Source organism: Pseudomonas sp. GL_103, from assembly GCF_057835175.1.
Window position 1 is genome coordinate 3,062,916 of the sequence record NZ_CM174420.1, and the last position, 23,334, is coordinate 3,086,249.

At 52.8% G+C, this 23,334-nt stretch carries 25 protein-coding genes; 11 read left to right on the plus strand and 14 right to left on the minus strand.

All coding sequences use genetic code 11. The features are described from left to right. Positions 1-295: 295 nt before the first annotated feature. Complete coding sequence (locus tag AC3IP0_RS13860; RefSeq protein WP_489327719.1) at positions 296-1,198, minus strand: LysR substrate-binding domain-containing protein; 903 nt, start codon at positions 1,196-1,198, stop codon at positions 296-298. Between the two features lie 113 nt (positions 1,199-1,311). Between AC3IP0_RS13860 and AC3IP0_RS13865 the strand changes: the two genes are divergently transcribed. From AC3IP0_RS13865 to AC3IP0_RS13880, 4 genes are all read left to right on the plus strand, one after another. Further along, the gene (locus AC3IP0_RS13865; protein WP_489327720.1) at positions 1,312-1,446 is read left to right on the plus strand and encodes a hypothetical protein; all 135 of its coding nucleotides are present in this window, start codon (positions 1,312-1,314) and stop codon (positions 1,444-1,446) included. After that, positions 1,415-2,716, plus strand: coding sequence for an amidohydrolase family protein (locus tag AC3IP0_RS13870; RefSeq protein WP_489327721.1), 1,302 nt, complete (start codon positions 1,415-1,417; stop codon positions 2,714-2,716). Before AC3IP0_RS13865 ends, AC3IP0_RS13870 begins: the two co-directional genes overlap by 32 nt. 12 nt (positions 2,717-2,728) lie before the next feature. Next, positions 2,729-3,208: a DMT family transporter gene (locus tag AC3IP0_RS13875; RefSeq protein ID WP_489327722.1), complete on the plus strand. Its 480-nt coding sequence runs from the start codon at positions 2,729-2,731 to the stop codon at positions 3,206-3,208. 111 nt (positions 3,209-3,319) lie between these two features. Next, entirely contained in the window at positions 3,320-4,594 is a 1,275-nt protein-coding gene (locus AC3IP0_RS13880) for an OprD family porin (protein ID WP_489327723.1), read from the plus strand. 732 nt (positions 4,595-5,326) lie between these two features. Here AC3IP0_RS13880 and AC3IP0_RS13885 read toward each other — a convergent pair. The 4 genes from AC3IP0_RS13885 to AC3IP0_RS13900 all read right to left on the minus strand — a co-directional run bounded on the left by AC3IP0_RS13885 (position 5,327) and on the right by AC3IP0_RS13900 (position 7,866). Then, a complete protein-coding gene (locus AC3IP0_RS13885) occupies positions 5,327-6,193 on the minus strand; it encodes a patatin-like phospholipase family protein (RefSeq protein ID WP_489327724.1) in 867 nt (288 codons plus the stop codon). A 431-nt stretch (positions 6,194-6,624) separates the two neighbouring features. After that, entirely contained in the window at positions 6,625-6,834 is a 210-nt protein-coding gene (locus AC3IP0_RS13890) for a hypothetical protein (RefSeq protein WP_261754472.1), read from the minus strand. Positions 6,835-6,882: 48 nt separating this feature from the next. Continuing rightward, positions 6,883-7,074, minus strand: a complete 192-nt coding sequence (locus AC3IP0_RS13895; protein WP_489327726.1) for an antitoxin Xre/MbcA/ParS toxin-binding domain-containing protein — start codon at positions 7,072-7,074, stop codon at positions 6,883-6,885. A 78-nt stretch (positions 7,075-7,152) separates the two neighbouring features. Continuing rightward, a complete protein-coding gene (locus AC3IP0_RS13900) occupies positions 7,153-7,866 on the minus strand; it encodes an NYN domain-containing protein (protein WP_154909181.1) in 714 nt (237 codons plus the stop codon). 170 nt (positions 7,867-8,036) lie between these two features. Here AC3IP0_RS13900 and AC3IP0_RS13905 point away from each other — a divergent pair, with 170 nt between their 5' ends. Then, on the plus strand, positions 8,037-8,384 hold the full coding sequence (locus AC3IP0_RS13905; protein WP_489327806.1) for a reverse transcriptase domain-containing protein: 348 nt from the start codon (positions 8,037-8,039) through the stop codon (positions 8,382-8,384). A 549-nt stretch (positions 8,385-8,933) separates the two neighbouring features. Here the strand turns inward: AC3IP0_RS13905 and AC3IP0_RS13910 are convergent. Then, complete coding sequence (locus AC3IP0_RS13910) at positions 8,934-9,113, minus strand: DUF7693 family protein (protein ID WP_489327727.1); 180 nt, start codon at positions 9,111-9,113, stop codon at positions 8,934-8,936. Positions 9,114-9,158: 45 nt separating this feature from the next. Then, complete coding sequence (locus tag AC3IP0_RS13915) at positions 9,159-10,358, minus strand: hypothetical protein (RefSeq protein WP_489327729.1); 1,200 nt, start codon at positions 10,356-10,358, stop codon at positions 9,159-9,161. A 416-nt stretch (positions 10,359-10,774) separates the two neighbouring features. Between AC3IP0_RS13915 and AC3IP0_RS13920 the strand changes: the two genes are divergently transcribed. Further along, entirely contained in the window at positions 10,775-11,482 is a 708-nt protein-coding gene (locus tag AC3IP0_RS13920) for a hypothetical protein (RefSeq protein WP_489327731.1), read from the plus strand. Positions 11,483-11,648: 166 nt separating this feature from the next. Here the strand turns inward: AC3IP0_RS13920 and AC3IP0_RS13925 are convergent, their stop codons facing one another. The 3 genes from AC3IP0_RS13925 to AC3IP0_RS13935 form a co-directional block, all read right to left on the minus strand. Next, complete coding sequence (locus AC3IP0_RS13925; protein WP_489327732.1) at positions 11,649-11,861, minus strand: DUF7693 family protein; 213 nt, start codon at positions 11,859-11,861, stop codon at positions 11,649-11,651. A gap of 98 nt (positions 11,862-11,959) precedes the next feature. Further along, positions 11,960-12,169: a hypothetical protein gene (locus tag AC3IP0_RS13930; RefSeq protein ID WP_489327733.1), complete on the minus strand. Its 210-nt coding sequence runs from the start codon at positions 12,167-12,169 to the stop codon at positions 11,960-11,962. A 63-nt stretch (positions 12,170-12,232) separates the two neighbouring features. Further along, entirely contained in the window at positions 12,233-12,928 is a 696-nt protein-coding gene (locus AC3IP0_RS13935; protein ID WP_489327734.1) for a hypothetical protein, read from the minus strand. Positions 12,929-13,564: 636 nt separating this feature from the next. On the opposite strand from AC3IP0_RS13935, the gene AC3IP0_RS13940 reads away from it, so the two are divergent. The 3 genes from AC3IP0_RS13940 to AC3IP0_RS13950 are packed head-to-tail and all read left to right on the plus strand — an operon-like array spanning position 13,565 to position 17,396. Further along, positions 13,565-15,520, plus strand: a complete 1,956-nt coding sequence (locus AC3IP0_RS13940) for an ATP-dependent nuclease (RefSeq protein ID WP_489327736.1) — start codon at positions 13,565-13,567, stop codon at positions 15,518-15,520. Next, positions 15,517-17,187 (plus strand): UvrD-helicase domain-containing protein, encoded by a 1,671-nt coding sequence (locus AC3IP0_RS13945; protein WP_489327737.1) that lies wholly within the window; start codon positions 15,517-15,519, stop codon positions 17,185-17,187. The genes AC3IP0_RS13940 and AC3IP0_RS13945 overlap by 4 nt, the downstream gene beginning before the upstream one ends. Next, positions 17,184-17,396, plus strand: coding sequence for an AbrB/MazE/SpoVT family DNA-binding domain-containing protein (locus AC3IP0_RS13950; RefSeq protein WP_489327739.1), 213 nt, complete (start codon positions 17,184-17,186; stop codon positions 17,394-17,396). Before AC3IP0_RS13945 ends, AC3IP0_RS13950 begins: the two co-directional genes overlap by 4 nt. 133 nt (positions 17,397-17,529) lie before the next feature. On the opposite strand, the gene AC3IP0_RS13955 is transcribed toward AC3IP0_RS13950, so the two are convergent. Both AC3IP0_RS13955 and AC3IP0_RS13960 read right to left on the minus strand, forming a co-directional pair. Next, positions 17,530-17,697, minus strand: coding sequence for an SH3 domain-containing protein (locus tag AC3IP0_RS13955; protein ID WP_489327807.1), 168 nt, complete (start codon positions 17,695-17,697; stop codon positions 17,530-17,532). A gap of 137 nt (positions 17,698-17,834) precedes the next feature. Beyond that, positions 17,835-18,038, minus strand: a complete 204-nt coding sequence (locus AC3IP0_RS13960; protein ID WP_489327808.1) for a hypothetical protein — start codon at positions 18,036-18,038, stop codon at positions 17,835-17,837. A gap of 223 nt (positions 18,039-18,261) precedes the next feature. Here AC3IP0_RS13960 and AC3IP0_RS13965 point away from each other — a divergent pair, with 223 nt between their 5' ends. Then, positions 18,262-18,885 (plus strand): hypothetical protein, encoded by a 624-nt coding sequence (locus AC3IP0_RS13965; protein ID WP_489327741.1) that lies wholly within the window; start codon positions 18,262-18,264, stop codon positions 18,883-18,885. Positions 18,886-19,052: 167 nt separating this feature from the next. Here AC3IP0_RS13965 and AC3IP0_RS13970 read toward each other — a convergent pair whose 3' ends face one another. Next, complete coding sequence (locus AC3IP0_RS13970; RefSeq protein WP_489327743.1) at positions 19,053-19,943, minus strand: Fic family protein; 891 nt, start codon at positions 19,941-19,943, stop codon at positions 19,053-19,055. Positions 19,944-20,573: 630 nt separating this feature from the next. Beyond that, positions 20,574-22,145 (minus strand): hypothetical protein, encoded by a 1,572-nt coding sequence (locus tag AC3IP0_RS13975; RefSeq protein WP_489327745.1) that lies wholly within the window; start codon positions 22,143-22,145, stop codon positions 20,574-20,576. Between the two features lie 201 nt (positions 22,146-22,346). Here AC3IP0_RS13975 and AC3IP0_RS13980 point away from each other — a divergent pair, with 201 nt between their 5' ends. Then, on the plus strand, positions 22,347-22,715 hold the full coding sequence (locus tag AC3IP0_RS13980; RefSeq protein WP_223616280.1) for a hypothetical protein: 369 nt from the start codon (positions 22,347-22,349) through the stop codon (positions 22,713-22,715). Positions 22,716-23,334 lie beyond the last annotated feature (619 nt).

Sequence of the window (23,334 nt, forward strand, 5' to 3'; positions counted from 1 at the left end):
ATGTCTTACGACATCTCTATGCTGGATCGTAGGTGGGGATACTAATGATTCCGGCCAAAAGAATAGCTAGCCAGCTCTTTCTAAGAAGTGATCGATGTCTTTGTTACGTGAATTTATACTTTGGGCAGGGGTGAAGGCGAAGTAAGAACAAAAAAGACAGGCGAGATAAAATAATGATTAATCTAGGTTTATCGCTTGAGCAAAAGCTTACCAGCGGAGCTCGCCGTACTGCAAAAATTCTGACGCCGGTTATGCAGAAAATCGAAGGAGTGATTTGCCATCAGAGAGCTTGACGCTATATGGGTCGGTGCAGTGATCGCAATGTTGCAATAAAGACTTGTAATGCCGATGACATCTGCTTACTACTGGGGTAGTACAGGTAAAAACTTGGAAATGGGGTCGACCATTCTTCCAACAAGGGAATCAGCTTTCCGCTGTCCAGCTCAGCTTTTATCCATTCACGAATCCATACCGTGATACCAAGGCCATCAACAGCGGACTGCAAGGCCACCGCACAATCACTGACGACCAACGAGCCTTTCACGCTCAATTCGAATGGCGTATCGCCGTTGAGAAACCGCCATTTGTACAGGCCGGCTTCGCCCGATCGGCGCCAGTTCACGCAGCTGTGCTGTAGAAGCTCTACAGGTTTTTGCGGAGTGCCGCGAAGTTTCAGGTACTTGGGAGAGGCGACGGCAATTTGTGTCAGTGGTTCGCTAAGCTTGAGCGCGATCATATCTTGCTCGATGAACTCGCCCAAACGGATGGCCGCGTCGAAGCCTTGGGCAACGATGTCGGTGGTGCTGTCGTCGGTGGTGAGGTCGAGCTTGATGTTCGGATAAGCGAGCTGAAAGGCAGGCAGGATGGGCTGGATAAAGTGAAGCATGGCCACCTGTGGCGCGCTGATGCGCAGCGTACCTGCTGGCGTGTCACGGTACTCGTTCAGTTCCTCAAGCGCAGAATCTAGATCGGTAAAAACCACTTGCAGCCGTTCGAATAACCTTCCCCCCGCAGCGGTCGTTGAAACGCTTCGCGTGGTGCGATTGAGTAAACGCACGCCTAATCCTTCTTCCAAGTTCTTGATAGTCTGACTCAAGGCGGAAGGAGAAATGCCGAGGGACTGCGCGGCGCGAGAGAAATTACATTCGTGAGCTACTGCTAAAAACGCTTTGAGATTTGCGAACTCACTTCCGCGCATTATGCATAGCCCTCTTCATAATGATTGAAGTCAATGCGATATTCTAAATAAATCCCTTGAGTCCGACAATGCGATTTACCGGCAATTTTGCCCGCATATCTCAAGGAGACGTCATGTCAGTTCAGGCGCAGTTTGACCCCATCAATTTACCCCTCGGTGCGCTGCCTGGTGCCGATCGTTTGCTGCTGCTCAAGGGTGGAATGGTAGTCACCATGGATGACAGCCTGGGTAATTTTTGCCAGTGCTGATGTGCTGATTCGCGGCACTGAGATTATTTCAGTCGGCACCGACCTCTCCACCGAAGGTGCCGAAGTCATGGATGCCAAGGGCATGATCGTTATTCCTGGTCTAGTCGATACCCACCGTCACGCTTGGGAGGGGCAGTTGCGTCGCATCAATCCCAATTCGCCTACGCTCGAGGATTATTGCAACGCTACGCACTTCTCGTTTGCAAAGTATTACCGCCCTCAGGACATGTACGTCGGCAACATGCTGACGGCACTCGGATGTATCAACTCCGGAATCACTACCATCATCGATAACTCCCATAACGCTCGCAGCGGCGCTCACTCCGACGCCGCAATCGAAGCGCTTCAGGACGCTGGGATACGAGCCATCCATGCACCGGGGGCACCTCTGTCCGGCGAGTGGGAGACAGCTCAGTGGCCCGGAGATCTTCGCCGTCTGAAAAGCAAATACGCCACCGAGTCGGATTCACTGGTCACCTTGGCGATGATGTCGCAGATCGACCGGGAACAATGGGCCGTTGCTCGTGAGCTGGGGCTTAACATCGTTACCGAATTCTTTGGCGCGGGCATGGCCGCCGAGCTCGGCGCATTACAGGAAGAGGGTCTGTTGGGGCCGGACAATATCTTCAACCACTGTACCAGCATGCCGGATCAGGGGTGGTCGATCCTGCGTCACGCTGGGGTGAAGGTGAACGTCTGCCCACGTTCGGATGCGCACTACGGGCTCGAAGACGGTGTATTCGCCTGGCAGAAAGCGGTCGACAACGGCATGAACCCCGGGTTGAGCGTGGACAACGAAAGCTCTTACAGCGGCGACATGTTCACAGAAATGCGCGTGGCGTTCTATCTGCAACGTGCAGCGGCGCACAGTGCGCGTTTCCACGGGAATCAGCCTGTTTCTGATTTGGTCAGCGCTCGCCAACTGCTCAAGGCAGCCACCGTAGATGGCGCGGCCTGCGCCGGGATGGAATCGAAGATCGGCAGCATCACACCGGGCAAGCAAGCGGACATCGTTCTGATCCGCACCGATAACCTGAGCATCTACCCGTCCAACAATGCACTCGGCACCGTTGTACACGCCGCGGAGCGGGGCGACATCAATACCGTGATTATCGCGGGCCGGATCCGCAAGCAGGGCGGTGTGGTGCTGGGCGTCAATCGCCAACAGCTGGAAGTCGCCACCGAAGAATCCCGTGCGTATCTGTTTGACGTAGCGGGTTACACAGCGGATCCGTTCGCCGAATCGTTCACTCCTCTGCACTCACACTAAGGGGCAATGGCCATGTTCCTGGTTTCCTTTGCGTTAGCGTTTATCGCCGGTATCGCGATTGCAGTCCAAGCGGCAGTTAACAGTCAGTTAGCAGGTGCGATGTCGGGTAACGCAATGGCCGCTGCGTTTTACTCGTTCCTGACCGGCATGATCGCGCTGGGTGTGATCGCTTTCTTTCGAGGAGGTCTTGCTGAATCGCTCAGTATTGTTCCCAGCCAACCGTCCTGGCGCCTGGTGGGTGGCATCCTCGGTGCCGGTGCGATTTTCTGCACCGTGTGGCTGGCACCGCGCATCGGCCTGGCGAACTTGTTGGTGCTGGTCATTGCCGGGCAGTTGCTGTCTTCCGTGGCGATCGATCACTTCGGCTTGTTGGGCACGGTGGTGCGGCCTGCGGCGGCGGTCAAGATTGTCGGCGCCTGCGTGATGCTGCTGGGCGTTTCAGTGACGCTGTTCGGTGAACGAATGATCGCCTTGTTCGCCAGAGCATTTTGAATCGAGGCCGGGCGTTCAGCCTGGCCTCATACCCCTTTCATGGAACTAGAGCCGGAGGCTGAGCCTTCTGCCTCGGACGCTCTCGCCTCCGATAACGATGAAGGTGTTGTCATGGCTTCGTTGCTTCGTGCCGGCGCCCACAAAGTCTTACCTGCGCTGGCCTGTTCGCTTGTGCTGGCGGGTTTCAGTCCTTGGGTGCAGGCCGACTTTTTAAGTGACTCCCACGCGTCGTTCGAAACCCGTAACGTATATTTCAATCGTGACTTCAGAGACGGGCCGAGCACTCAACAATCCAAGCGAGAGGAGTGGGCTCAAGGCCTGATTCTCAAGTTCGAGTCGGGCTACACCCCGGGCATGGCCGGGTTCGGTTTGGATATGATCGGCATGATGGGGTTGCAGCTGGATTCGAGCCCCGATCGGGCGGGCAGTGGTCTGCTGCCGGTTGGCTCGAACGGCCGCGCCGAGTCGGAATACAGCAAACTGGGGTTGACCGCAAAGGTAAAGGTCTCAGCAACGGAGTTGAAAGTTGGCACATTGATTCCGTCGTTGCCGACTCTACGCCCCAACGATGGAATGATCCTGCCTCAATCGTTCCAGGGGGCGCTACTTACCTCACAGGAACTTACCGGGTTAACAGTGACGGCAGGTCAGTTGCAGAAGGTCATCGCGCGTAACGATACGAGCCGCGAAGACATTGCACTGAATAACAAAAACAAACGTTTCTCCCGAAATGCAACAGGTGATCACCTGAGCCTGGCAGGCTTCGACCAGAAACTGACCGAGCAACTCAAGTTTAGCTATCACTACGCGGCCCTGAGTGATGTTTATAGCCAGCATTTTTTGGGTCTACTCGCAACTCATCCACTGGGCTCCGGCACCTTGAGCGGCGACTTGCGTTTTTCCACCAGCGAAGATCAAGGTCAGGTGAGAGGCGGGCAGATCAGTAATCGGGCACTTAACGGCATGTTCAGCTACGCCATCGGCGGTCATAAATTCAGTGCCGGCTATCAGAAGATGTCTGGGAAGAGTGCTTTCCCTTACATCGAGGGCTGTGATGCTTACTTGGTCAACTTCGCCCATATCGGTGACTTCGCTGAAGCCAAGGAGCGTTCCTGGCAAGCCCGCTACGATTACGACTTCACAAAAGAGGGCATACCGGGGCTTACCTTCATGAGCCGTTACATCTCCGGCAACAACGCAGAAGTACCGGGCACGACAGGGCAGGGCAACGAATGGGAGCGCAATACCGAAGTGCGCTATGTAATCCAGAATGGCACGTTCAAGAACCTGGCGTTGCGTTTGCGCAGTGCGACCTATCGATCGTCTTTCGCTAGAGATGCTGATGAAACCCGAATTTTGCTGACGTACACAAACGCGTTGCGGTAACCGAGACAAACAGCTGATTCAGGGCGAGGAAGCTCGAAACCAGACCATGCCGGATCACTCCTTCGGGCAAGGCCCGGCTCGATGTAACGCTTTCAGACGCTCGGAGCACAATATTGAGCGCGCAAGTTAGGCGCGTTGATATGTATCGACAGGTGATTGGCTTGAGTCGGAGGTGATCCAAACTAATACCGAGACAGCGATGCAGGCACGCGTCTACCTTTTCCTGCTTGCGTAGAACGCAAAGGTTCGGCCTTCCAATTTCCAGGAGTTCGAGCAACCTATTCATCTCTGCCGAGAACCACTCGTTGATCTCAACATTGCAGTGTTGGAACTCGCTAAGTGCCCATCTTACGGTCATGTCCGCTGCGGCCCGGCAGTGATCTGCCATGAACAGAGGTCGCCCCTCTGAAGCCCATCCGCGTCGAGCGAGCAGGTCAGTGCTATCGAAGATCCCCCGTTGCACCAAAATATCCTGTGGTGTCCGGGTAATGGATACAAGCTAACGAGACCTTGGCAATGCCTGATTCTCGATCAAAGTAAGGTAGTAAGTGCCATCCGCCTGTGGTGCTTCCAGTGGCTGGAAAATTGATCGCAGCTTTCCCAGTGATGTAGTACTCACGGGACACCCGGAATAGGTCAACATTGAAGTGGCGCATGCTCAACCTCTCCAGGTACTCTCGCAACATTGCACTGAGTGATGTTGAGGGCCTCTTTTATAGGTAATTCACATCCTCAATGCTCATGGGCATGTGAATGGATGGTTAGGGCACCCGGTACCTTGGTGCGCTCGAGCCCCCCACCTTCTAGCCACCAGATGGTCTGTTTATAGGCGCGCTGCAGCAAAGACTCGGTCTGTGCAAAGTTGAACACCGAGACATCCACAGGGCACAAGGGCGGGACGATGTGAAGGCTGGTGAGATTGCGGAAGTGTTCGATGTCGCTCACCAGTTGACGCATGCTCATCAGATTGACGGTGTGCAGAGCTAAGGCGACCAAGCCTCGGGGCGGTTGTGTTAGGGCGCAACTCACTCCGGTGGGGATTACCACGACGTTGGTGGCTCCCAAGGCTACGGCAGTCGAAATAGGTGTATTGCTTGCCACGCCGCCGTCAACTAGGAACTGATCGGCGATTTGTACGCAGGGGAACACCAACGGGATGGCAGCGCTGGCCAGTAACGCCTGCTCGAGTTCGCCACTGGACAGAACGGTCTCGGCACCACTGAGCAGGTCGGTGGTGACGATATGAAGGGGCAGCGCCGCCTCCTCAATACGATGAATGGGTAGTGCCTGACCCAGCAATCGGTTCAAGGCCGCCGGCTGCAACAGAAATCCACGCTGTTTGATCAGTCCTCTACAGGTATCGAGCCAGGAGAGGGGAAAGATGTCAGTTTTACACAGCCCGCGCCAGAAACCGGCGAGCGCCTCGACGCCGTCGGAATCGGGCCTTGCGGCAAAGTAGGCACCGTTGATAGCGCCTACCGAAGCGCCAACCACCATATCGAATCGAACATTGGCCTCGACCAAGGCCCGCAACATGCCCACCTGCACCGCCCCCAAACTGCCGCCGCCAGCGAATACGATTGCGGTTTTGGTCGCCATGGTCGAAGTCTCAATGCAGAAATGTATCGAATTAGTGTAGTCGACGGATCAGCGCTACTTCCGGGTGCTCGCCACATGATCGAGATGGCGCAAGCCTCGAGTTCCGAGTGATGCCGGTCTAGTACGTTCCGAGCCCTCGACGAAGCGATGTGTGCCCAAATCCAAGTGCTTTGCATGCGTCAGGAACTGATTTTCCGGCGTCTAGCATCATTTCAGCGGCATTGATTGTGAATTCGGTCGAGTAAGACTTTCGCACTGATTCTGCCTCCAGTTGGGCGCAATCATAGCGCCCGATGGAAGTGTCCAAAATCATTAGGCCAGTTCAGGGCAAGGCCGGGGGGCTTCATCAGCCAGATCGCGCAGACCAACTTCGCCGCGCTGATCTCCTCTCTAACCCGCTAGGTCGAAACCTATCATTTGGCGCAAACGAATTACTCCGGTGTCATCAGCACCGCAAGTGTCATATTGATGAATTCTTCGTTCTTGCTGATTGTGTCCAAAGCGCCGCGCACGTTGCCGGCAACCTCCGCTGAGCCTCGCTGCTCCACCCAGAGTGTTAGCTCCATGATCGCGGCTTCAAGGGCGAGTTGGTTTTGATTGATTTTGAAGAGTAGGGAAGGGAGCAGGTCTGCGTTCGGCATTATGATTCCTCCGTGGAAGAGCCCAGTTTTTGAAGGAAGGGGCTCGTGCTAACAGGCGTAGCCGTGACTGACTCTCTCAAGTTCAGCCTTTACGAGTTCGTATCCCTCTTCAGTGTGAGCAAGCTCCAATGGTGTGCTTCCATCGAAGGCAGTTTTCGGTTGGTTTAGCCAAATATCCGCTTTCGCTTTGTTGCCAAAGACCTGCTTGGCCTGAAGCCGAATCATCTCAACGTAATTCATCACTGGCTCTCATGAAGTTTTCTGGTGTCGTGGTTTCGATCACTCTGAATCTGCTTTTATCCTAGGCAAGCGCTGAGGCTAGTGATTGTTCAGCCGCACGTGAATGTGTGTGATTTCTCCATCCGGTATTTCTTTGATTTCGATGTAGTCTTGAGCACGTACAAGCGCCCCTAGCTTGGCGAAGCCATAGTTACGGGCATCGAAGGAGGTATGGTTTTTGGAGATGTAGCCACCTACTGCTCCCAGCGGCGCCCAGCCGTGATCTCGAGCCTTTTCTTCGATAGCTTGTGTAAGGATCTCTCTAAGGTCAGGGAGGTTATCCATGGCCAACGGTGCTTCATCTTGGGCAGGTTTCTTCAGCACTTCGAAGAAAATGAATTTGTCGCAGGCGCCGATGAATGCCTCCGGTGTTTTGCGTTCGCCGAGCCCGTAGACTTTCTTGCCTGCCTCCCGCAGCCGGGTTGCCAGGCGTGTGAAATCACTGTCGCTTGAGACGATGCAGAACCCATCCACGTTGCCGGCATACAGCAGATCCATGGCGTCGATGATGAAGGCTGAGTCGGTGGAGTTCTTTCCTTGGGTGTATGCGAACTGCTGCATTGGTTGGATGGCGTGCTTGTGCAGATGGTTCTTCCAGCCAACCAAGTTTTGCGTTGTCCAGTCGCCGTAAGCACGTTTGATCGTAGCGGTACCGTATTTCGCTACTTCCTCCAGGAGCTCTTTGACGACGGACGAGCTCGCGTTATCAGCATCGATGAGTACGGCGAGGCGAAGAGAGTCAGATAAGGCCAAGATGATTTCCTTTTCGAATGATGGCGTGTTGCCAGATATTAGGTGCTGAATCGCCGAGGCGTCTACCTCGATCCTGCCGTCTCTTTGGCGGATACCTCGGAGTTGAAGTCTACTGAACACAAACGTCTATCACGTCGTTCTTTGATGAGATCGACCATGAATGGATGCTGATGTTTCTAGGACACCGGGTTGCAGACCGACGCCTGCTCGGACTTATCTGCAAATGGCTTCAGGCGGGTGTTGTGGAGGATGGCCGGAGGGTGGCTGCGATCAAGGGGACTCCCCAAGGCGCAGTGATATCGCCATTGCTGGCGAATATCTATCTTCACTACGTGCTGGATCTATGGGCAAGGCAGTGGCGCGAGCGCCACACCCGTGGCGATGTAATCGTTGTGCGTTACGCGGACGACAGTGTGGTGGGTTTCAGGACGCAATGGAGGCTCAGCAGTTTCTGGTGCAGTTGCAGGAGCGCTTGGCCAGGTTCGGATTGTCCCTCAATGCCTCGAAAACACGACTGATTGAGTTTGGTCGTTTTGCTGCGAGAAATCGTAGAAAGCGAGGTTTAGGTAAACCGGAGACATTTGACTTCCTGGGCTTCACGCACTGTTGTACTACCAACAGAAGTGGTGGGTTTCAAATACTGCGACTGACGGTCAAGAAGCGAATACGTGCAACATTACAATCCATTAGGATCGCCCTAAATCGCCGTCGACATGAACCTATTCAAGCTGTAGGCCAATGGCTAAGCAGTGTTGTTGGGGGATACTTCAACTATCACGCTGTGCCAGGAAACCTCTTACGTCTTGATGGTTTTCGAGTTGCGGTCTGCCGCTTATGGCGGCAAGCCCTCAAACGACGTAGCCAGAGAAACAGGCTTCAGTGGTCGCGATATGGACGCCTTGCTGACCTCTATATACCAAGGCCCAGAACCATTCATCCTTACCCAGAAGAACGCTTCGCGTCACGTACCTGAGGCAGGAGCCGTATGCGGTAGTTCCGCACGTACGGATCTGTGCGGGGGGTGGCAGGTAACTGCCATCCCTACCGCGACCACTCTTCGCAGTAATCTAGGGTGTTGCAGTCATTGAATAGCGTGACAAGCCACCGTCGACCTCAACGGACATGTTGCCTTCATAGATCTCGCGCCACGATTGCTGACCGACTCTGTGCATCGTGTGCACGCCCAGTGCTACGTCCTTTAGAACCAGGGAAACCTCTTGGGCAGCGAGAGGAGGGGCTTCAATCATCACTATCGTACCTGTCGAAGCGAATGAGCATTGGCATCAGCATAACTACTTACCGTTAGCATTCGCGTCATCTAATGCAAGGAGCGACGATTCCCCGGTCGGAGTGTCGATTCCCGAACTGCCTATCCGGGGTGTCATAGCTTGTTGACTTATAGCTTTGGTGAGTTCGGCACCTGCAGAAATGGTTTTATCGTTCACAGTAATACTTGCCTGTCCGTCCAAGAGAGCGGTCAGATCTCTAGAGATTTTGAACGCAGATTTCTCGATATGTGCCTCCATCTCTGAAGTGTTTATACCGGCTTCTTTAAGTCTGGATGTAAGCCCTAGCAAGGCGTCGATGGCCTCAATCTTTAAAGGGATCGCTGAGACTTTTCCTTCTGCAGTAAAATTTCGGTACATCCACGAAGCTGTTTCTTGGACGAAAGACACGAGCAGGCCAATCACTCGAGACTCTCCGAAAAGCTTTGCCCATAAACTTCCCGACTCGATTTTCGAAACGCGCAATGGATGCTCGCTCTCAGACACCGAAAGCAACATGCACAGCTCGCTGTAGAGACCCTGCACCGCGAGTAAACGGCGGGCGAAATCCCCAAGATCGAAGTGTGCAGGCAACCAAATGGCTAGTGCTGCTTCGGCGCTGCCTGCAATGTCATGGTTGCCGACAAACTCATCAACCATCTGGAGTGAGCCCATCAGTGTCAGAAATTTGTTGTTCAGGTCTCGAGCAGCGAGAATTACCGGAAGAGCATTGACGCCCGAGCCATTGGTGATGAATACATCATAAAGGTCTGAAAATCTTTCAATCTCGTGTCTTAAGTCAGGGATCAGGTCTGAGTTTTGCGATTGAGCAGGTTGAAACTGAGAGAGGGCGCTCTGGAAGTGCTCTAGAGCCTTGAAGAATTGTCGCTGACTTATGCTGGAGGTTGCTTGGTGTACTCGTGCAAGGTGGTTGTGGAGGTGTGCTGCACCATCGTTTTGTGAGCTTCCACCGAGCGAAATCTTCTTTATAAAATCAGTCATGCCATCTGCCGCTTTCGCAAGCTCAGCTACGACCGTAATGAATGGTTGAAATTTCTCGGATTCGCCGAAGAAATGTTCGATGGTGCGTTGAAATTCAAATGAATGCATGGAGATTCCGGAAAAATGGCCTGCGAATGATGCCATCATATCTGCTACCCACCGATCAAGCTCAACAGCACACCGTTTACGAGCAAAAAGGGCAGGGTAATCGCTACGCGCGTCCACATTGACTCTTCGATTTCTAGGCCTCCGGAATAACCCGAATCACCCGGATCAGTCGGGCCTCCGTTCGCTCTGTCGGGGATGTCGTGTAGCTCGACCCAAGGACGCACGTTAGGCAGTAATGCATTTTTGAACATCTGGCGCATGCCTCATTGCTTTTCGTTTAGAGCACCAGAACGTCATAATGTAGCCTGTACAAACTTCTCATTTCGATCATTATGGTCATCCGCCCAAGTAAGCCAGATGAGATGCTTTGATCTGGTTCTCATGTAAATTGATGCTATAAGTTCAACCGACTGAGGTGATGCCCTATCCGTGTACTTGTCTTTTTTAAATTCCGGCTTTTCGATGATGAGAGGGCAAGGATTGGATCATCAGCTATTGGGTGACTGGCCATTGAAGTTAAGAGGAATAAGAAGATGGAAAAAGTAATAGGGTTTTTCTTGGAGAAGATTTGGCCAGCCTTGTGCGCATCCGCTCAGGACGCGCGGGAGCTCATTCAGTCGAACTCATCCTTTTTCGCAACCATGAGAGATCGCAAGGGTGTTTGCGCGAATGCCTGGCTCTTCGGCATCTTCGTGGCGATTGGCTTGGGGGTTCTAGGGCTGCCAGCGTCTCGGTCTGCAGGCATTACTCCAAACCTTGAGTTTGCGGGCGTGATGACAATGATGAACTGGCTCCTCGTTGCGTTCTACGGGGTTTGCTTCGCAATAGGATCTCGGCTACTCGGAAGTGACCGCGAGATGTTGGTCAGCGTTAACACCTTCTTTTACGTCTCGGGTTGGCTGGTGGTACTAAAGTTATTCGAAATGCCCGCTTTGGGTGCACGATTTAAAGCAATGGCGCAGAGTTGTAGTGCCTTCAACTATGACGAGGCGGTCACGTCGGCAATCCAGCAAAGCACAATGGCAAAGACTTCAGATGATATAGTGCTGATCGGTTATGTAATGTTCATCGGCTTTGCCATCGCCAAAATGCAGCGTTCAGTGCATGACTTCGGTTGGATTCGTGCGATCCTTTCAACAGTGATTGGTATGGCTCTGTTGAGTGCGATGGTCTCGTATGTTCAAGAACCCATCATATCGCAGCTGATATGCAGCTATGTAAGTTATCCACTTAAGGGTTGATGAAGTCTCACCTGTATCGGGCGAGCCACTTCACATCTGGCCCGCCACGATACGAACAAATGCTCGAGATACTTACGTTTTCAAGCATTAAACAGATCGCCGGAATCGTTTCCGGCACGCTGTCCAAGCTCGGGTGCCCCGAATCTGCGATCGGCGATCCGCCGTACTAGCAGTAGCCCAGGGTGTCACAGTCATTGAAAAGCATGAGCTGCCAACCGCTAGTCCTCACGGGTATGAGGCCATGATAGATCTCATTCCATGATTGGATGGAGCTTCGAATCATGATGCGATTGCCGAGGGAGACGTCCGTCAGAACTTGGCTAACCTCGCCGGCCAGGAGGAGAGGGGTTGTGTTCAAACCATTCTGCGCTCGAGTCATCGCGTGCCCATAGCTAAGCTGCGGTATGAAGTGGCGTCAACGGGGAGGTCGATCCTTCGGGCCGATGGGCCCGGCTAGTCTACAAGTTCGAGAGCTACTCACTCCGGCGACATCAGCACCGCAAGCGTCATGTTTATGAACTCTTCATTCTTGCTGATTGTGGCCAAAGCACCGCGTACATTGCCGGCGACCTCTGCTGAGCCGCGTTGTTCGACCCAGAGCGTCAGCTCCATGATCGCGGCTTCGAGGGCGAGTTGGTTTTGATTGATCTTGAAGAGTAGGGAAGGGAGTAGGTCTGCGTTCGACATTGTGATTCCTCCATGGAAGAGGTCAGCGTAGCAGGGGAAAAACTTAAGAAGGGAAGACTTGAGTCAAAGTGCCTGCAATGCCAATGGAGTCGCGCGCTGCGTAAGACTATCGATCAGAAGTACCTCGCAAAATGGCGTTGCGACTACTGCACGCTCAACTTCAGAAACGAGTGATTGCCAATCGCTTGGCACGTACAAATTATTCAGATGGCACTGAACGACCAGCGACGTATTTTCTGGGTACGTGATGTCCATTTTTTTTCTAATAGAAGAAACGACAAAAGGAGCGAATCCAAGCACATGCTCGGCGTTGGTGAAAACCACTGGTTCCGACGTAAGAGGTGTTCCTCTTTGTGCATCGACTCCTTCGGGCGCAAACACTGTTTTTCCTTGGTTCAAAAGCTTCCATGTCCAATGCTCGTTTGGATGCATCGCGCTAGTGATTTCGAGAAAGGCTTCCTGCTTGTAGTACCCGTGAGTGACGTAGTCTCCGGACTGGGTTAATTCAGCATCGTAGGACTGTCTTCCGTTGACCCAACGAACGGAAATGTAGCGTCCGGGCCTGTAGTAGGTCTGGACGTATCGGCAGATTGGTAAAATCTCGTCTAATAGACGTTTCTCATCCTCGCCGGTTCTCAGCCGTAGGCACTCAATGCCACCAGGTTCTCTTCTCAGCGCCTCGAACAATGCATAGGCTTTGGCGCAAAACTCTAAGCCATCAAGGAGCTGACCATCCAACTCTCCAATCAGATTTCCCACTAGGCGACGCTCCTATAGCAATATCAGTTGCACCTGCTCAATAGCTGCTATGCGGTGCAACGTCGCGCACTGCCAACTGCTTCGGATTTTCAGCATTCAGTGTCGAGCAAACAGCGTCTGCTTCTGTCCTAACCTTGAACACTCCATGCTTGCTGGCTGAGCCTCCCTGTACAAGGTCGACAACCCTGTATCGCTTGCTACCATCGTCCAGCGTGGTGGTTTCAATCACTCTGAATCTTGCGTGCATGGTTGCTTTCCGTGCATGAGATTGGTGTCTTACAAGTAGCGGCAAAAGGAGACGATTTCAAGAACGGGACGGGCTTCAACTGAAACAGTTTATGACGGTGCAATGCGCTTGTCTTTGCAGGGAGGCCGGCTCAGCAGTAGGTGGCGTGTCGATGAATTTCTCCTTAAGTCGCTGCTTCGGGCCGGTGGGCCCGGCTGAGCCAGCTTGAATGACTTCGAAGCTTTAACGTTCAGGCGCTGAATAACGATGGTAGTGTGGTGCTGTTATCGATCAAACCGTCTCAACCTTACGAACAACTGCTCGTCGTATCCCAAGGTACAATTCGCGCCTGCTTAGGATGAATCCGTATATTCTCAACGCAGATTGCCCAACGTGGAAAGGATTCTATTTTGAAGCTTCAGTTCGTTCGTATCTGTGGTTTTCAGTCATTTGGTGCAGAGCCAGTCACTGTTGATCTGTCTGACCTCACATTTCTGATCGGGCCCAACGGTTCTGGCAAGACCGCAACCCTCCAGGCGCTTTGCCGACTCTTTTCATTTGACCCCAATCAGCGGCGACTACGTAAGTCGGATTTCTCTGTTCCACACGATGAAACAGAGATTCCAGACGAGCGAGTGCTGTGGATCGAGGCTGAGTTCACATTTCCTGAACTCAGTGACGATGAGAATGAGCACGCAACGATCCCCACCCACTTTGGGCATATGCGGCTGGATGTCCCGGATGGTGTGCCCCGCGTGAGGTATCGCCTAGATGCATCGATTGGCATTGATGACGAAATTGAGCAAAGCCTCGTCTACGTATTGGACGTAGATGAAGATGACGATCCAGTCGAGACCTCCCCGGTGCCCAGGGACGAGCGAAACTTCATCCAAGTTCACTACCTTCCAGCACGTCGTGATCCGGCCGATCACATCGCATATGGTGCAAATGCTTTGCTGGGCCGTTTGCTACGGGCGGTGAACTGGTCAGAGCAACGCGAGACAATTCAGCAGCTCACCACCGATATCTCCCAAAGCCTAACTGAGAACGAGTCGGTGCTCAGCCTCAGCGCTGGTCTGTCCAAGACTTGGAAAGAGCTTCATAAGGGCCAGTTTTTCACGCAACCCAGCGTGACATTCATGGCCAACGAAATCGAGTCGCTCCTGCGCCATCTTTCAGTGTCCTTTTCCCCAGGCCATGGCGAGCAGTTGGTTGATTTCTCAAGGCTCAGTGATGGTCAGAAATCGATGCTTTACCTCTCGCTGGTTCTGTCCTCACAGGCTGTTGGGAGAGCGGTACTCAATGGCGATGATGATTCCTTTGACGCCGAAAAACTTCGGCCTGCGGTCTTTACCATCGTTGCATTGGAAGAGCCGGAGAACAGCCTGTCGCCTCACTACCTGGGTCGAATCGTATCGTCTCTCAAAGCGCTTGTAGGCGACTCTAAATTTGCCGACTCCCAGGCGCTCATTGCGACTCATGCGCCTTCTATGCTCCGACGCGTTGACCCTACTTCCATCAGGTATCTGAGGTTGAACGAATCTCGCTGCACGGTGGTGACGACAATTCAAATGCCATCCAATACGAAGGGCGAGGCGTACAAGTTCGTGAGGGAGGCCGTTCAAGCCTATCCGGAGGTCTATTTTTCGCGCCTGGTTATCTTGGGAGAAGGGGACAGCGAGGAGATCGTGCTACCACGGTTGTTGGCTGCTAGGGGGTTATTGGTCGACGAAGCAGCTATTACCATCGCTCCTCTGGGGGGACGCCATATCAATCACTTCTGGAGGCTATTAAGTGGCCTCAAGATCCCTTATGTCACGCTGTTGGATCTGGATGTGGCGCGGCACAACGGTGGATGGGGCCGGATTAAATATGTTGCCACAGAGCTGAAGAAGCATCGCCCCGACGAGCTTTACCTGACAGACGATCAGCTAAAGAATCTACCCATATGGAATCATCCTACCCATGGAATTTTGCAGGTTGAGAAAGATCCGAAATACAAATCCTACATAGCAAATCTTGAGCCTATGGGCGTGTTTTTTTCAGCGCCAATGGATCTGGATTTTTCGATGCTCAAGGCATATCCGCATGCCTACGGTTTGGCTCCTGAAGGCCTGGTTGTTCCGAAGCAGGCCCAAACCAGGTCTGTGCTTGGCGATAGCCATCACGACCGTTTTCAATACTCATTGAAGGAGCGTAAGCACTTCGTCGCCTACCACAAGCTCTTCAAGCTCGACAGCAAGCCCAAGTCGCATATCGAAGCGCTTTCCAAGCTTACAGATGAGGAACTGGCGGCAGCTATGCCGGCGTCACTGAAGCGTTTGGCAGATTTTGTGATCGCCAGAGTTGCGGGTCTGTCGGAATGATTTTGCCAGGTGATTGGACGTCGTCCGAAGGCATCGTTTTAGAACCTAATGCGGAGGCAGCAGTTAGGGAGACCGATCGGTGCGTGGCGTTGACAGCCGGCCCAGGCGCCGGCAAGTCTGAGCTGCTTGCCCAGCGGGCTGACTTCTTGCTGACCACGGGGGCCTGTCGTTATCCGAAGAGGATTTTGGCAATCGCTTTCAAAGTGGATGCAAGCAATAACCTCAAAGAGCGGGTTTGGCGGCGATGCGGGCCCGAATACGCCAGCCGCTTCGACAGCTACACATTCCATGGCTTCGCCAAGCGGATTATCGAGAGATTTCGCCCTGTTCTCACCGGCGATGATGCGTTGGACGCTGGCTTTCGGGTTGTGAATAAGGGGAAGGCACACCCTGTACAGACTGAATTCGGCTTACTCATCCCGTTGGCCCTCAAAATACTGGACGCCTATCCGATGGCGGTGACTGCCATTAGGCAGACCTACAGTGACGTGTTCCTTGATGAGTTCCAGGACTGTACGAACGAGCAATACGCGCTGGTCAGCAAAATCTTCGTTGGTACGGCACGCCGTGTTACTGCGGTTGGGGACGTTAAGCAGAAAATCATGGGATGGGCCGGCGCGCTTGACGGCGTGTTCGCAACGTTTGAAGCAGATTTTGCAGCAGCCCACCTTAACATCTACCGCAACTTTCGTTCGCAACCGCAGCTTTTGAGGCTGCAGAACGAGCTCATAAGAGTCCTCGATCCAGGTTCTGAAATGTCCAAAGATCTCTTGGACGGGCGAGGCGGTGAAATCTTGCTACAAGCATTCAACGATTGCACTGAAGAAGCCCTTAACCTTGCAGAGCAAATCAACACCTGGATCAGTGTCGAAGGCGTTGCCCCTGCCGAAATTGCAGTATTGGTGAGAAGCTATCCTGAGGCTTATACAGCCCGATTGACCTCTGCCCTTGATGCGCTGGGCATCGCGTACCGCAACGAAAATCAGATGCAAGACATAACCACTGAGCCAATTGCCTTGGTGGTCGTGGACTTTCTTCTATGCCTTTATGGTTCGCGTGAGCCGAAAGCCTGGACAAGGTTGTTGCGGAGGATCATTCCTGCAGATGATGACGAGCATGGTGGCTCCGTTCGAAGCGATTGGAACAGGTTCATCAAGGAGGCGCGTAAATCTGCCGCCGAGGATCTGGCCGCCAAGAGCTATGCGCAGAGGTGGAGTTTGCTGAAAGAGTTCCTGTCCATGGTGGGGGTGAGCCTTCTGACGGGGCTCTCCCATGATTACGAATCTCGTGACCGTTTGAAGGAAATCATCCGCGATCTTAAGAAACACATCGATGCGGCACTGGAGCAGGAGCCCGACTTGATCAAGGCCCTTTCCCAACTGTCTGATGATCAATCGATCCGGATCTTGACCGTCCACAAGAGCAAAGGGCTTGAGTTTGATTCGGTCATCTTGCTCGGTGTGGAGCAGGAGGCATATTGGGGTAACGACACTCATGAAGTCCGCTGTACATTCTTCGTGGGCATCTCTCGCGCGAAGAGGCGACTCGTGGTCACGACAGCTAAGACGAGAGACAAGCTTGCTGACATCAACAGTTGGCGTGCCGCTCGTAGGCCACATGGGGAGTTTCTTGGGTATGTCGAGAAATGGCAAACGGCGGGGGTATGACCCAAGGCCAAATCACAATCCCTGTCCAGGTAAGAGCTTCTCTTGACCTGCGACCAAGGGATGAAATCGAGTTCATCGACCTAAAGAATGGTCAGTTCTCCATCGTGGCAGCAACGTACTCCGTTGAGCGACTGAAGGGCATGATTCGCAAGCAGAAGATCACCGTGAGCATCGATGACATGAACGCAGTTTTTGCGATGAAGGCGTAAATGCTCGTCGCTAGCGTTTCACAATGAGAAAGGCCTGCTAAGGTTTGTTTCGCGTTTCATCCAAGGTAGCTTCTGAGACGGGTTGTTGCTTTCGCGTTTTCGGGCCTAAGGCCCGGCTCATCGATTGACTGCTTTATTTCACCTCGGCGTTGCTTGGCTGTCCGCTAGTCCAAGCTTCAGTGAGCTCGTCTATTCGATCCGCAATTTGAGGCGTTTTTGATAGTACAAGGCAGCGCGTATTGCCGACAAACTCCTCGATCAGGTACAGCAGGTCGCCGTCTTCGAACTCCAGTTCCTGCAGCGCCTAATCGGGAATTCGAATTGCACCGTCACCATCCCATTCTTCGATGGTTATTTTCGTAGGTGGCTTTTTCACATGTGATCTCCGTTGTTAGGAACTGGTAAGCCGTTTCCGCCTGTAGGTTCTCAGTGGCACGTTTACAGATCCGGATAATCATCAAGCCTAAGGCTAGGAGCGCCTCCGTCCTCCGGCTCGCGCTTAGGCGTGTGTATCACCCCAGCTTCGGCATCTGCACGCATCTGCTCGAGCTCTTTGTGAAATGCCTTGTCCTGAACCGTGGGTTTGCTGGTGTACGGTTTTCGGTTAGGTACAGGCTGGGCTGCATAAGTCGTTACCTGAATCGTTAGTTGATGGTGAGATCAAGCGTTCAAAACTCTACGCTCCATGGGCGAGAAGATCGACAGATCTGTAATAACGAGTTTTCATCTTTTGCATTATATTAAATGCAGTATGAACGATAGTGGGTGTGCTTGTTCAGTGAACTGTAATTTATTAGTTTTTATTAAAGTTTGATCGGCAGCGAGCCGATTACATATTTATGTGATCTTGCTTGGTGGATGATTCATGACGGTTAAGAATTTTGATGAAAACAAAGTCGTCTTTGTGGTCGAGCACTCGATGAAGCGGCACGGTTGTACTGATGGAGAGTACTTGGCATCGCTCGAAGTGATAGATGGCCAAGTGTCATTCCTCATTGACGATTCCGAATATTGCTTCACCGCGCAGCAGTGTGCTGAGGTGTCTAAAAGTCTGGCGAAGATGTTATTGACCTACTCGAACCTCGGAATATGCGAAGGTAGTGCGGAATCTATATCGCGATTGGCAACCTATGCTACCTGGTATCAATTGATCCAATCGCGAACGTTATCGACTAAACGTGATTCCTTGCAAATTTATGAATCAAGGAACAAAGGATTTGAGTTCTGCGCATCTGGGTCTTTTCGGCGCCCAGAATTTCCTCACTGCGAGCCTGACTATTACAAGCTCGTGATTGCTTTGGATGATGATCTCGATCTTCCATGCTTGGGCATTGACGATAGGACATTCCGGCTCAACTTTGAGGAAGCGTTCTGGCTGGTGGAGCAGCTATGGGTTGCTGGGTATCTGGCGGCTCAGATCGAGCAACCGACTGTCTCCACGATGAATGCTCCGTATATAGACGAAGACGGCCATCTCATTTGCTACTAGCTATTAGGACGGGGCCGTGGGGGCCTGCAGGTACGATGTGTGGCTAGTCGAGGCATTTCTAAATGTCGCTGCTTCGGGCCTCATGGCCCGGCTCGACGTAAACCCTGAACGGCAATGCTGCCCGAAGCATCTGTCGTATCTGCCAGGCTGCATCTTGACGATCAGAGCTACCAAATCTCGTGCAAATCCGGAAGAAGCTCCCTTACAAACCAGTCTGGTAAGGCGATCTCAAGTGTGAGGAGATCAGATGGCGGACTCACCACCAGGCCGATGTTGATCAACCTGCCGACTTGATTGCTTGCTGCTTCAGACTGAAGTCCAGTAAAGGTATTGAACTCAGAGCGAGGAAGCGCGCCCTGGATCAACAGCGCCAGGAAAGCTGGTGCAATTTCTGCTCTGATCCCGGCCTCTGTTAAGCGTGAGTTTGTGTTGAACGCATTCGTAACAGAGACACGAAGCTTGCGGCGATTCAGGGCAGCAGTCATGTAGTCGACCTCTTCATGGCATACATCAAGCATGAACGTGATGAAGCCGAGAAGGGCTTTGTCTGTTCGCTGGAAACCACCATCAAGTTGTCTCTCTTGCGTGCCACCAGTTATGCCCAGCGCAGCGTGATACTCCTCCTGTCTACGAGCTATACCGCGAGATAACGACCATAGCTGCGGATGCAGTCCGATCTGAGCGAAATGCATATGAACGATCAACCTCGCCACAGCCCCGCTACCGTCAGATAGCGGTTGAGTTTGTACAAGGTGATAGTGGTGGGCTAGCGCCGCAATGAGACGTCGACGAAGCTCAGTGATTTCCCCCAACGTGGACTGCGTGCTAGCCAAGTTGGTTGCGTCTTCCAGCACCTCCAGGTCAGTGTTGTGCCCGTCGACGATCCTCGAGTACTCAGCGTCAGAGACCTTCAGCTGTCTGCTCAAGCATGCTGCAGTTTCAGGTGCGAGCAGGCCGGCAAGGAAAGCTGGTTTCGTTACAAGCACGTCTGCTTTCGCCAGTATCGACGGAGGAATCGAATCGGGCAGGGGCGGAATAAGCCATTGATCAGCGGTCATGTGAGATATCTATAAAAGGATATTGTTTCATTCATCATCCGCCATCACCGATGAGTTTGGGGCGATATTCGATTCGGGCCGGCTGCAGGCCACGTAAACCGGGCCGCACACCAAACTCCGGTGGTTGCTTCGGCCAGGAAACGCTCAGCAAATTCCGGTCGGCGTACACAGAATTCCGGTGCCCTATTTCGATCCGGTGCCAGAGATGCTGCTGATGGAGGGCGGGAGATAAAACCCCCGATATTCGATTCTGGCCGGCTGCGGGCCACGTAAACCGGGCCGTTCACCAAGTTCCGGTGGTTGCTTCGGCCAGGAATCGCTCAGCATACTTCGGTCGGCGTACATAGGATTCCGGTGCCGAGGTCGATTGCACACCGAACGGTGCCAGAGAAGCTGCTGATGGCGGGTGGGAGATAAAACCCCCGGTATTCGATTCTGGCCGGCTGCGGGCCACGTAAACCGGGACGCTCACGAAATTCCGGTGGTTGCTTCGGCCAGGAAGCGCTCACCAAATTCCGGTCGGCGAACAAAGGATTCCAGTGCCCTATGTCGATAGTTTGGTTTGTTGCACGCCGAACGGTGCCAGATATCCGCAAAGCAAAGCTTGACCCTACACCGATTTCAACTCTGTCAAATACCTTGATCGTAGAGATTAGTCACAGCGTAGCCTTCGATAGGCTTTAGGGTCAGCTTGATGAAGTCTCCGTTCTTCCACTTTCTCTTCTTCTGCTTGATCTGAGGAATAAACCCTTCGACAAGCAGAACCCTTTTTGGCAGCCTGATTACCTGACCGAAAACCGCAACCGCCCCATGCTCGTTTTCAATGAATCGCAAGGTTCCCGGACTGTTTCCCCCCAAGATTTCAAGCTGATCGATGCTGTCGTCATAGATCACATCGACGATCATTGGCTTAGTCAGATTTTCCCTTGGAACCTGGCCTTGATTCTCTAGGATTAAGCGAATGTCTTCGAGATTGGTCAATTCCTGACTGTCGAACGTGATGCCTTTGGTGAAGGTGATCGGCTTTTGCAGCAGCATCGAAACACTGCGGGCTCTCGTTGTGTAAATCATTAAGGCGTTGAGTACCTGAATGTCATCTGCACAGGCTTTGAAATCACCAGTGCCACTGAAAACAACGTCGCCCTTGTGCTCCATAATTAGTGAGAGCTCCCAGCCGTCTGCCAGGCGTTGGTAAAGTTTTGCCACCTTCGATAGGTACGGAAGGGAGGCAAGTGGTCGCTTCTCCCATTGATCAAGGTCGATATGCATGGTGATGGTTTGTGGTGAACCATCGTCGACAAGATTTTTATTGAAGCCAACGGTGAATAAACCCTCAAAGGCTTTGCCCTCAAACTGCATCGACTTCTTGCCAGCAGTAATCTCACCAGTCACCTCTGTCACGTGGTCGACCAGATTGGTTTTCGGATCGACGAGCTCGATCCGGGCAGATGCAGTGCGGGTTGATGGGCTAAAGACCATCTTTCCGCCCTCCTTGGCGTCTTCGGCAAAAAGGTGAGAGAGAAGATCAGAACCATGGATGGAAGCATCTAGCAGATCAATCTCAAACTTCTTACCATGGTCGAAAAGATTCCTGAACCCCTCTGCGTACCTTTTACTTGGCGACGTGCTTACTTCGAGTCGTACGTTTACGGTTTCCTTGGCCTTGATCTCGATGCAGGGCCTGCCATCTATAAGATGGGATGTGACAGCAAAGCGAGGATCTAGCCGCTCAAGGAACTCTTCCTGATCACGGTGGGCTTTAGCGATTGCCTGTGCGAGGCTGAGCTTAGGTTGCCTGTTATCCAGGGCCTCAATCAACTTGCTTATCGTATCCTCAGATCGTTCGGGTCTTTTGCCCAGTGCCTCAGTGGCCCTATTTTCAGCGGCTACTTTCCATTCAAAAAGCCGTTCTGCGGGAAACACTTCAACGTCCCTGTCGATCATGATCGAGCAGTTCGAGCACAACCAGAGACCGTTATCTATATGTATCCGCTCTTCTCGGGTCATTCCTGCGAGATAGCGTTTTCCACCAGGTGCTGCCGCATGAATGTGAGCCGCCACGCCAATGCTCGTGACCTTGTCACTACCGCACGGAGCGGCGGTAGGTACTAGGCATTCGGGGTTTGAGCAAACTTCGCCCGCTCGCTGACGCATAACTGTGATAGTAGATTGAAGGAAATCGTCCCGGTTCTTCTTGGCCAACAGTGCTATCCATCCCTATGCTCAATAAGGTGGATTATACCGATTAAAATTTGACCTGACCCCCTAGGAAAAGCCCAAGTAACTTCGGGCGCTTTCGTCAACCCCGAAGGGTGCTTGCCACCTGTCAAAACTTGCCTTTACGTAATGGCATTTTGGTGCTGAGCACGTTAGTCTCCAGTTTTCACTTCATCAAGGACGACCATGAACAAGCTCATCGTAGCAATTGGAATGTGCTTCATCCTCGGGGGCTGCGCCACTTCCCACTACACCGCTGGCCGAGACTTCTCCTCGGAAAATGTGACTAGGTTAGAGAAGGGGAAGACGACAACTACGGAGCTGAAATCGCTCTTTGGTGAGCCTTACACGAAAAGTGCTGTAAGTGAAACCGACGAGAAGTGGATCTACACATACACGAACGGCTCAGCTCATGCGCAAAGCTATATCGTGACGATGAAGGTTACGACAACGGGTACTCAGAAAACTCTGGATGTCCTGATCAGAAATGATGTCGTCATCAACTACACCTTCAGCGAAGGCCCATCTCCTGGTTCGAGTGTAGCCACCCAGTAACGTACAATCTTTTGCGTTAGAGGCCCTCACATTAAGTGGTGAATGGAAGGCGAATGGTGCTGATGGAGGGTGGGAGATAAAACCCCCGATATTCGATTCGGGCCGGCTACGGGCCACGTAAACCGGGCCGCTCACCAAATTCCGGTGGTTGCTTCGGCCAGGAAACGCTCGGCAAATTGCGGTCGGCGTACACAGGATTCCGGTGCCTTGTACCGGGATACATCCGTGCTTGAAGCGCTTTTCATTCGCCCCGGTTACCTTTCGAATTCCTCAAGCGGATAGCGAGCGTGCTGCAGATGCAGCAGGATTGCCTGCACGTGCCACAACGACGATTACGGCGGGGAGAATTTGCTGGGGTAAACCTGTAGGTTCATTGCACGGATGGAGGTGAAAACCCGCTGATCGCCTGTATTTGATCGCCCGTATTTGCAGGCCCGCGACCCGGAAAAACCTATAGGATTGTTGCACGGTTGGAGATGCAGACCCGCTGTTACCCGGCGAAACCTATAGGTTTGCTGCACAGTTGGGGGTGAAGACTTACTGGCAAGCAGCATCTCTAGGCCCGCTGCCCGGCAAAACCTGTAGGTTCATTGCACGGTTGGAGGTGAAAACCTGCTGC